At 67.3% G+C, this 9,855-nt stretch carries 6 protein-coding genes; 5 read left to right on the plus strand and 1 reads right to left on the minus strand.

Features of this window, described 5'->3' with window-relative positions; genetic code table 11:
- Positions 1-55: 55 nt before the first annotated feature.
- The gene (locus A9X03_RS30780) at positions 56-574 is read right to left on the minus strand and encodes a hypothetical protein (protein WP_369830996.1); all 519 of its coding nucleotides are present in this window, start codon (positions 572-574) and stop codon (positions 56-58) included.
- A gap of 933 nt (positions 575-1,507) precedes the next feature.
- On the opposite strand from A9X03_RS30780, the gene A9X03_RS30785 reads away from it, so the two are divergent.
- From A9X03_RS30785 to eccCa, 5 genes are all read left to right on the plus strand, one after another.
- Positions 1,508-2,134, plus strand: coding sequence for a DUF5631 domain-containing protein (locus tag A9X03_RS30785; protein ID WP_369830997.1), 627 nt, complete (start codon positions 1,508-1,510; stop codon positions 2,132-2,134).
- Positions 2,135-2,262: 128 nt separating this feature from the next.
- The gene (locus tag A9X03_RS05305; protein WP_369830998.1) at positions 2,263-3,210 is read left to right on the plus strand and encodes a hypothetical protein; all 948 of its coding nucleotides are present in this window, start codon (positions 2,263-2,265) and stop codon (positions 3,208-3,210) included.
- A 245-nt stretch (positions 3,211-3,455) separates the two neighbouring features.
- Positions 3,456-4,286, plus strand: a complete 831-nt coding sequence (locus A9X03_RS05310) for a transglycosylase (protein WP_068259998.1) — start codon at positions 3,456-3,458, stop codon at positions 4,284-4,286.
- A 2-nt stretch (positions 4,287-4,288) separates the two neighbouring features.
- A complete protein-coding gene (gene eccB, locus A9X03_RS05315; protein ID WP_067753178.1) occupies positions 4,289-5,776 on the plus strand; it encodes a type VII secretion protein EccB in 1,488 nt (495 codons plus the stop codon).
- 3 nt (positions 5,777-5,779) lie between these two features.
- Positions 5,780-9,855: type VII secretion protein EccCa (gene eccCa, locus A9X03_RS05320; RefSeq protein WP_068260002.1), on the plus strand; the 4,076-nt coding region annotated here is incomplete at its 3' end.

Genomic DNA, 9,855 nt, shown 5'->3' on the forward strand with positions numbered 1-9,855 from the left:
CCTTCCCCCCGGCAAGTGGACAGCGGCGTTGATCGGACCGTGGTGGCCTATGCCATCAACGACCCTGCGCGGCGGCGCTCAGCATTGGAGCCAAGCGTGCGCGGAGCAGCAGTTCTTCTCGCAGGACCTCCGTAGTCAGTGGATGATGATTGCGGCAAGTAATCAGGGGCACACAGCGGACGACCTCATATCCAGATACCAGCAAGACGAGAAATTTCATCTGGACCTCGCTGAGAAGTACCAGGCCAAGTCGGCAGCCTTCGACTCCAGCGCTGACGCAATCGACTACCTTCGAAGCAGATTGACCGACATAGCAAATGCGGGAAATCACGAGATCGATCAAATTCTCGCCTCGAAAAAGCCACTGCCCGAGCAGGTCTTGGAGGTACAGGCCGTCCAGTTGCGTTGCAACGGCGATGCTGCGAACGCGAGCATGACTGCGGGCGACAAACTCGTGGCAGCCACCCAGAAAATTCTTGATGTTGAAGGAATTGGTGCTGACGCCCGGACATGGGCCCGTCAAAACGGTTTCAATACCGGCGATGTGCGCCCACCCCAGCAGATTGGCGAACATGACCTGAGTGCACCCACTCACTCCGCCTTCGGTGGAAGCCAAGGGCCTGGCGCATCGACCGCAGGCGGAGGCGGGCCGTCGAGTGCTCCCGGGCCCGCTGGTTTCGGCGGCGCGCAGGGGCCGGGGTCGTCATTGCCGGGCGCGGCCGCGCGGCCTGCACCATCGCCGGCTGCTTTCGGTGGTATGCAGGGGTCTGTTGGGCAGGTGCCAGGCGGACAACAAGCACTGACATCGCCAGGTGTTCACGTGCCCAGCGGTGGCGGATCGATGGCGCCGGGGATGTCAGGCTTAACGGGTAGCCCGACTAGCATGTCGTCCGCCGGCCTGGGCCAAGGCGCCCCGCCCAACTTGGCGCAGTCGTTCGCATCCGGAATGACCACGGGTCAGCCGGCCGGCGCTGGCGCTCAGGGGATTTCGGCGGGGGCAATAAACGCGATGGAGTCACCGCCGCAAGCCGGTCCGCCGGCGGGGACGCCGCCTGTTGCACCGACTTCACCCAGTGCTGGGGTATTTATCCCGACGGGCACGCCGGCGGACACGCCTCCGCCTGCCGCTCCGGCGCCGCCTACCACAGGAGGAACTGCGCCTGTTGCGCCGGTAATCACGAGCGGCTCATGGTCGGGACCGGCAGCGCCGGTATCCGGTGGCCCGAGCATCCCAGCTGGCCCGTTGCCCGCCTACGGCTCTGACCTGCGACCCTCAGCCACCGCACCCCCCGCGATGCCATCGGTCCCGGCGGGCCCGGTCTCCGGCGCGCCGGTCGCCCCTTCGGCGGCATCGTCCCCGTCCGCGGGTGGGCCGCTGGTTTCGCCAGTGGAACGCGGAGCGGCCGCGACCGCTGCCGGGCACGCGGGCACGAACTCGTCCAGCATGGTGGGCGCCTCCGCGATGTCGGCCGCGACCGGTGCGACGGCTGGCGCGGTTTCGAATAGGGTGGCCGAGCAGCAGCGGTTGCAACGCCTCGTCGATGCGGTAGCGCGCCAGGAGCCGCGAATCTCGTGGGCGGCCGGTCTGCGTGATGACGGCACCACGAGTCTGCTAGTCAACGACCTCGCCGGCGGATGGATACCGCCGCATGTTCGGCTGCCGGCCCATGTGACCCTGCTCGAGCCTGCAGCACGCCGTCACGATGCCAGCGCCGTCGACTTACTCGGAGCCGTCGTGGTCGCCGCAGCCCATGAACACAACACCTACGTTGCCGAAGCGGACCCCGACGCACCCACGTTGACCGGGGACCGACCAGCCCGCTCGGCCGCGCCGCAGGTAGACGAACTCGGACCAGCCCTCGTGGAAGCTGTGCGTCGCCGCGATGGTCTTCCGCGAATTGCGCAGGCTATCGCTGCGCCGGCGGTCCGGAATACCGGCGTGCTCGACAGCGAAACTGAGCTTTTACGCAGGTGCATTGTCGAGATACAGGATTCGGTTCTCTCGGCGTATCCGGATCACGACGCGGCGGCGGTCGCAGACTGGATGCTGTTGGCGGCTATCGAGGCCCTGATAGATGGGCATCAGTATCTCGCGAACTATCACATGGCGTGGTTCGCCGTAACCAGCATCTAGGGCAGTGCGCGATTCGCGAATTGCAGAGTGAATAGCGAATGTAGGCAGCTATGCCAAACTGATTAGGTAGCCGATCGCGAGTGTGTGAGCGCACACAAAGCGGTCGTGGGTTCTGGGGAGGTGTAGGCATGACCGGAGGCGATGGCACCGTCAAGAGCTCCCCGTGGATCCTGGGCGGGTTGTCCGGTGCGCCCGAAGCGCCGACGCCAATGCCCTTCCCGGTGTCCGCAGGTGGAACCAGCCCGACCGACGGGTGGCGAGGAGTTCTCGAAACCGCCGCCAACGGCGGCGTACCAAAAGACGCCGCCGACGCGGCAGCCGCGGACGCGGACCGCCGTGCACGCGCCGCCGACGCCGCCGCGAAATTCCCCGCCAACGAAGCTGAATCCCAGCAGCAGATGCAGAACGTGGGCCAGCAAGCGCCACAGATGATGCAACAGATGCTGCAAAGCATCACGGGCGCACTCGGTGGCGCGGTCGGCGGCATCATGGGCCCGCTGACGCAGCTGCCGCAACAGGCGATGCAGGCCGGCCAGAGTGCGATCCAGCCGCTGATGAGCGCGGTTCAGGGCGGCGCTCACGGCGCCGGCCTCGCCGACGAGTCGCATCTGGTCGACAGTGTCGGCCCAGGCTCCGGAGCCGGCGGCGGCGCGGGGTTGGGTGGCGGCGGCGCGGGTCTCGGTGGCGGTGGGGGCACAACCCCGGCCAGCTCGCTGGGTCCGCCTCCCGTGCCGAGTTCCTCCCCGCCGACGACTCCGGCCGGGGCCGCGAAGGCCGTCCCCACACCACCGATCAGCGGTGCGCCGACGATGTCCGGGCAGACCGGCATGGGTGGCATGGGGATGATGCCCCCCGGCGCGATGGGCGGGCACGGCGAAGGCGGCAACAAAGACAAGCCGCCCGAGAAGCGCATCTCGGCCCCGGGCGTCCCTAACGGCCAGCCGGTCAAGGGTCGCCTGACGATGCCACCCAGCGCTCCCGGTCCCAAGCCGGGCGAGGAAAAACCCACCGTCGTCACCAACCGGCCCAATCGGCGAATCGTGATCATGCCCGCCGAGGACGAGCCGAAGGAATAGCCCGCGGCTGCAGCGCCATTCCCACTCCGCCCGGAGGTGAGTGGTTGGGGCATGCGTCCGCCAGTAGTGTCGCTACGTAATCAAGCGAGTTCGGGTCACTCGTTATTGACAGCGGAACCGCGGATTCGTGCATGCTATTGACACGGGTTTTCCGCGGCCAGAGGGTGTGGGAGTAGCTCGGGTGTCCAGGACGGATGGACGCAAAGGGGACCAGGGTGGGGCAGTCGTTGACTGATCCGCTGACGATGCAGGCGGTGACGGCGTTGGCTCGTGGCCACGGCTTGTTCGCGCGCGAACTCGTCGCCGCTCCGGTCGCCGGCGCACACGAACAAGTCGAATTCAGGACCGACGGTCTTCCCACCGCCGCGGCGAAACGGTCGGCAAGCGCAATGGATGAATTGCGCCGATCCGCCGGCACCGACCGCATGCTCGCGCGAATCCTCGCGACGGCGCGTGCCGGCCACGGTGACGCACGAACGGCGACGCGGCGAGTCCTGGACGACGCGATGGCCGACACGACGTCACCCGCAGATACCCCGCTGGCCCGCCGCGAGGCGATGGCCCGCATGGCGGCCAGGCTGCGCACCCAGCACCGGCACATCCTGAACACCCGCCGACGGGCTCGGCTGCTGGCCCTTCGAATAAGGCGGCTGCGCTACCGACAAAGGCGGACAACAATGCGAGGCGAGCAGGGCGGCGGACGACCGGCGGTGGTCGCGGCGATCCGTAAAGCCTTGGATGTCAAGGGCATCCACGACCCAACGACGCGCGCCCGCTGGGAGCGCGGCATGGATCTGGTGGCACGCCGCGAGTCCAACTACAACGCCGGCGCGGTCAACGACTGGGACTCCAACGCCGCGCGGGGCACGCCGAGCAAGGGCGCCTGGCAGTTCATCGGGCCAACCTTCGCGGCCTATCACGAGCCGGGAACGTCCCGCGACATCCACAATCTCGTGGCGCAGGCGTGCGCGTTCATCAACTATGCGATGGGCCGCTACGGCGTCTCCGCCGACGCGTCGAACCTGGCCGATCGGATTCAGCAGGCCGATCCTCGCCGAGCACCCAAGGGGTACTGAGCATGCCGCTGAGCTTGTCGAACCGCGACCAGAATTCCGGTCATCTGTTCTACAACCGACGATTGCGGGCGGCGACCACCCGGTTCTCGGTGCGCATGAAGCACGACGACCGGAAGCAGACCGCCGCGTTGATGTTGTCGATCCTGTTGGTGGCCATCGCCTCCGGGTGGATGCTCCTCCTGAACGTCCTGAAACCTACTGGCGCCGTGGGTCAATCGGCGATCATCGGCGACCGCGACTCCGGCGCCGTCTACGCCCGCATCGACGGCCGGCTCTACCCGGCCCTGAACCTGACATCCGCACGGCTGGCCACCGGCACGGCGAACCCACCGACGTGGGTCAAGCGCAGCGAGATCGCGAAGTATCCGACGGGCCCGCTGATCGGTATCCCCGGCGCCCCGGCGGCGATGCCGGTGAACCGCGGGGCGATTTCGGCGTGGGCCGTGTGCGACACGGCCGGCCGCCCGCGCAGCGGGGAGAAGCCGGTCGTCACGTCCATCGCGGGCCCGCTCAACGGGGGCGACCGCGCGGCGCCGATGGCCGAGGATGCCGGTGTGCTCGCGACGTTCGAGGGCAATACGTACGTGATCTGGGGCGGAAAACGCTCACAGGTCGATCCGGCCAGCAGGGCGATCACCCTAAGCTTGGGGCTGGACCCCGGAGTGACGTCACCGGTGGAGATTTCGCGCGCCCTGTACGACGGGCTGCCGGCGACCGAGCCACTGCGGGTCCCCGACGTCCCCCAGGGGGGCACGCCGTCGACCTGGGTTTCGGGATCACAGGTGGGCGCTGTGTTGCAGGCCCAAACCGCCGGCGGCGGCAAGCAGTTCTATGTGCTGTTGCCCGACGGGGTGCAGAAGATCACGAGCTTCGTCGCCGATCTGCTCCGCAGCGCCAACTCCTACGGGGCCACGGCACCCCGGGTGGTGACCCCCGACGTGCTGGTCAACATCCCGCAGGTGAATTCCCTGCCCGTCGACTACTACCCGACCAAGCGCCTGAATTTCGTTGACACTGAGGCTAATCCGACCACGTGCGTCGGTTGGGAGAAGGGCTCGACGGATCCGCAGGCCCGCGTCGTGATCTACAACGGGCGGGGGCTTCCGGTGTACTCCTACCTGGACGACCGGATCGTGCACCTGGTGCGCGACGACCGCGACCCGGCATCCGTGGTCGCCAACCAGGTCCTGGTGCTGCCGGGAGCGGCGAACTTCGTCACCTCGACGAGCGGGGTGATCACGTCGGATTCCCGGGAATCGATGTTCTGGGTGTCCGACAACGGCGTGCGGTTCGGCATCGCCGCCAACGACGACACGATGCGTGCGCTCGGGCTCGATCCGGCCTCGGCGGTGCAGGCGCCGTGGCCGTTGCTGCGCACTTTCGCTGCGGGCCCGGAATTGTCGCGGGAGGCCGCGCTCGTGGCGCGCGACACCGTGCCGGCGCTCGGCAAGGCCGCTGTCGTGACGACGTCGGCGAAGGTGGGAGGTTAGGGGATGTCCAAGAAAGCGTTTCCCATCAACCGGGTCAAGATCGAACCGCCCAAACCCGTTCGGGTAGCACCGAATGCGCCGATCGCCCTGCCGGAGCGCGAGCCGCGCAACATCTGGGTGATGATCGGGGTGCCGGCCCTGATCGTCGCGCTCATCGGCACCATCGTCATGCTCTACGTCTCCGGGGTGCGAAGCCTGTCCACCGGGTTCTTCCCGTTGATGGGCATCGGCGCGTTCAGCATGCTGGCGTTCTCCGGGCGGTTCGGGCGCGCGCGCAAGATCACTTGGGGCGAAATGGAAAAGGGCCGCCGCCGCTACCTGCGCGACCTCGACAGCAACCGCGACGAGATCCAAAGCGCGGTCTGCGCGCAGCGCGAATGGCAGAACGCGGTGCACTCGGATCCTCGCGGGCTCGGAGCGATCATCGGCGGCCCGCGGATGTGGGAACGCGGTCGTGGTGACACGGACTTCCTGGAGGTGCGGCTCGGCACCGGTGTGCAGCACGCACCCGACTCGGTGCTGTCGGTCACCTGGCCCGACATCGCCTCCGATGAGGAACTCGAACCCGTCACCGGACAGGCGCTGCGCGATTTCATCCTGGAACAGCGCAAGATTCGCGACATCGCCAAGGTGGTCAACCTGCGGTCGGCGCCGGGCTTCAGCTTCGTCGGCGAAGACCTCGACCGAATGCGCTCGCTGTTGCGGTCCGTGCTGTGCTCGCTGGCCGTGTTCCACAACCCGCGCGACCTGAAATTGATGGTCGTCACCCGCAATCCTGAAGTGTGGTCGTGGATGGTGTGGCTGCCGCACAACCTGCACGACGAGCTGTTCGACGCATGCGGCTTTCGGCGGCTGGTGTTCGCCACCCCTGAAGAGCTGGAGGAAACCCTCGGCGCAGAGCTGCACATGAAAGGTAAGCGCGGCGCGTGGACGCCGATGGCGGCGGCCAGTCCGACCGCGATGGGATCGGCCCTCGAAACCGGCTCCACCACAGTGGATCTGGGTCCGCACCTGGTGATCGTCGACGACAACACCGGCAGCCCCGACGCGTGGGAGAGCGTGGTCGGTCAGGTCGGCAAGGCGGGCATCACCCTGCTGCGCATCGCATCACGGGTGGGCACCGGGGTGGGGTTCGCCCAGGACCAGGTCTTCGAGATGACCGAGCGGCACGGCCCAACCGCCAACGGCGAAGTCAGATTCGGCTTCGGCCGCAACGGATTCGACGCCGACGGCGAAGACGGACGCCCGGCGCCCCTGCTGCGGGTGCGCGACAAATTCTTCGCCCACGCCGACCAGCTGTCGATTCACCGCGCCTACCGGTATGCGCGGGCGATGGCGCGGTGGTCACCGACGAGCCGTAGCGAGATCGCCGATTCGGCCGGCGGCGCCGCGGAGTTGCTGCGCGGGCTGGGCATCATCGACCCCCGCGAGCTGGACGTCGACCGGCTGTGGGCCGAGCGGCGCGGCCGCGGCGACGAGCGGTGGTGCGAAATCCCGGTCGGCGCCAAGCCCACCGGCGAGCTGCAGAACATCATCATTCGCGCGAAGGACTTCGGCGGCTTCGGTTTTCACTCCGTGGTCATCGGCACCAGTGGCTCGGGCAAGTCGGAGTTCTTCCTCTCGCTGGTGTACGGCATCGCGCTGACGCACTCCCCGGAGACGTTCAACGTCATCTTCGTCGACATGAAGTTCGAATCGGCGGCCCAGGACATCCTGGGCATCCCGCATGTGGTCGCCGCCCTGTCGAATCTCGGCAAGGACGAGCGGCATCTGGCCGAGCGGATGCGCCGCGTCATCGACGGCGAGATCAAGCAGCGCTATGAGTTGTTCACCTCGGTGGGTGCCCGCGACGCCAACGACTACGAGGAGATCCGGCTCGCCGGTCGCGACCTCCCCCCGGTGCCCGTCCTGCTCGTCATCGTCGACGAATACCTGGAACTCTTCGCCAATCATGAGAAGTGGATCAACCTGATCATCCACATCGGGCAGGAGGGCCGCGGCGCCAACGTGTTCTTCATGTTGGGCGGGCAGCGCCTGGACCTGTCGTCGCTGCAGAAAGTCAAGTCCAATATCGCGTTCCGTATCGCGCTGCGCGCGGAGTCCGGCGACGACAGCCGCGAGGTGATCGGGTCGGACGCCGCCTACCACCTGCCGTCGAAGGAAAACGGCTTCGCGCTACTGAAGGTGGGGCCGCGAGACCTGGAACCGTTCCGGTGCTTCTACCTCTCGGCGCCCTTCGTGGTGCCGAAGGCCAAGGAGGTGTCGACCACGGTCGACATGACGTTGACCAAGCCCCGGCTCTACAACTGGCTGTATCAGCCGCTCGAGGAATCGGACGCAGCGGCGCTCCAAGCGGCCGCCGCCGTCGACGCCGAACCCGACGAATTCCTCTACCACGACGACGGTTTCAAGAGAAAGAAGATCGTCGACGTGCTGCGGGAGTCGCTGCATCAGGTCCCACACCGGTCACCGCGGCGGCCGTGGCTGGAGCCGCTGGAGGACCCCGAGCCCATCGATACCCTGGTGGCCGCCTACCGGGGCAAGCCGTGGCATGTCGACTACGGCGAGAACCCGGGGCTGATGTTCCCGGTGGGCGTGATGGACATCCCGGAAGAGTCCAAGCAGGTGGTCCACGCCGTCGATGCGCTGCGCAGCAACGTCATTGTGGTGGGGGCCAAGCAGCGCGGTAAGACGACCACCCTGATGACGCTGATGTCCTCGGCGGCAACGATGTACACCCCGGCGCGCGTCACGTTCTTCTGCATCGGCGGTGCGACCCTGGCGCAGGTGGCCTCGCTCCCGCACGTCACCGACATCGTGTCACCGAAGGACGCCGAGGGCATCGAGCGGATCTTGAGCAGCATGGACGCCCTGATCGACGCGCGCGAGGACTCGTTCCGGCGGCTGAGGATCGACCTCGACGGCTTCAGGGAGCGCCGGTTCGGGCCGGGGAGCGACGGCCTGGGCGGCACCGACCCCAACGACCCGTTCGGCGACGTCTTCGTGGTGGTCGATGACTATGACGACGTCTACTCGAAAGACACCATCCTGGGCGATCGGATCATCTCGCTGAGCAGCCGCGGTCCCGAGTACGGCGTGCACGTGATGTGCAGCGCTGGCGGCTGGATCCACGGCCAGCGGCAGAGCCTGTTGCAAAACGCCACGGCGCGAATCCAATTGCGGCTGGCCGACCCGAGCGAGAGCCAGATGGGGCATTCGTCCCTCGAGTCGCGGGACGCCGCGCGGCGGACGCTGAATCGTCCGGGCTTCGGACTGACCGACAGCCTGCACGAGTTGCGCGTCGGGGTACCGGCGCTCTCCGACCCCGCGACCGGCGCGCTGGTGAGCATCGTCGACGTCGGCGCGCGGATCGCCGATGTGGCGGGCGTGACGAAACACGCGACGCTGCAGCGGCTTCCGCAGCGGGTGGAGTTGCGGGCGATTCTCGAGTACGCCGCCGCGCATCCGAGCGGTGACGACCTGTCCATCGCTTTCGCGATCGGCGAGCGCCATGAACTGGGCCCAGTTCCGCTCAAGCTGCGGGAGAGCCCAGGGCTGATGATCCTGGGCCGGCAGGGCTGCGGGAAGACGCTGTCGCTGGTTTCCATCGGCGAGGCGGTCATGAGCCGGTTCAGCCCGGAGGAGGCGCAGCTGACGCTGATCGATCCGAAGACGGCACCGCACGGTCTGCGGGATTTGAGCGGACCGGGGTATGTGCGGGCGTATGCCTATGACCAAGACGAGATCGATGAGGTGATCACGGCGCTCGCACAACAGGTCCTGCTGCCCCGGCTGCCCCCCAAGGGACTGAGCCAGGAAGAGCTGCGTGCGCTCAAGCCCTGGGAGGGGCCACGGCATTTCGTGCTGATCGACGATGTCCAAGACCTGCGTCCCGATCAGAGTTACCCGCCCAAACCGCCGGTGGGGGCGGCGCTGTGGAAGCTGATGGAACGTGCCCGGCAGATCGGGCTGCACGTGTTCACCACCCGCAACAGCGCGAACTGGGCGACGCTGCAGATGGATCCGTGGATGAGGTTCCAGAACTCGGCAAAGGTCGCGCAGCTCTACATGGACAACGA

The sequence above is a fragment of the Mycobacterium sp. E1715 genome, assembly GCF_001667625.1.
Taxonomy (GTDB): domain Bacteria; phylum Actinomycetota; class Actinomycetes; order Mycobacteriales; family Mycobacteriaceae; genus Mycobacterium.